At 43.2% G+C, this 556-nt stretch carries 1 protein-coding gene; it reads right to left on the reverse strand.

What is annotated here, in order from left to right:
* Positions 1-556, reverse strand: a 556-nt coding sequence (locus AVL50_RS33275) for a hypothetical protein (RefSeq protein WP_172826733.1), incomplete at both ends; no start/stop codon positions are given.

Raw genomic sequence — 556 nt, forward strand, 5'->3', positions numbered from 1 at the left:
ATTTTCTGCGACAATGAAAGTGAAACTCCGTTGGCCTTGGCCTCCGCTTTTGCGATTCGCTGTGCTTCTGCAAGATCAATTTTTTTCGCTCCGGCTTGTTCAGCATATAATTGAGCAAGAAGCTGAGCATCTTCCTTTGATGCTGTTTTTCCTGCCGCCTCAGCTGCATATAGTTGAGCAAGTTTATGTGCTTCCTCTTTTGTTGTACCTTTTGCCAGTGCGGCTACAGCTGCACGTTTTGACGAAATATCAGCATACTTCTGTACCTCTTCAGGTTTCATAGAATATGACCTGATATGTTTGAGCATATCAGCATGCGTAACTCCTGCTCCCTGTGATGCTTTTACAAGTGCTAGTATTTCCCTTGTATCTAGTTTTCCGTCTGCTGATGCTGATTGAAGAGTCTGATTCAATTGCTTCTGAGCATTAAGCTCTGCACTCAATTGATTCACCTTCGCATTCACCTGACTTACAACCTGTCCTACTTGAGTGTTTTTTAATCCAAAAGCCGATGAAAGCATATTCGCTGTACTCCCTGCTTTATTCAGCCAGTTCA

The organism is Flammeovirga sp. SJP92, from assembly GCF_001583495.1.
Lineage (GTDB): Bacteria > Bacteroidota > Bacteroidia > Cytophagales > Flammeovirgaceae > Flammeovirga.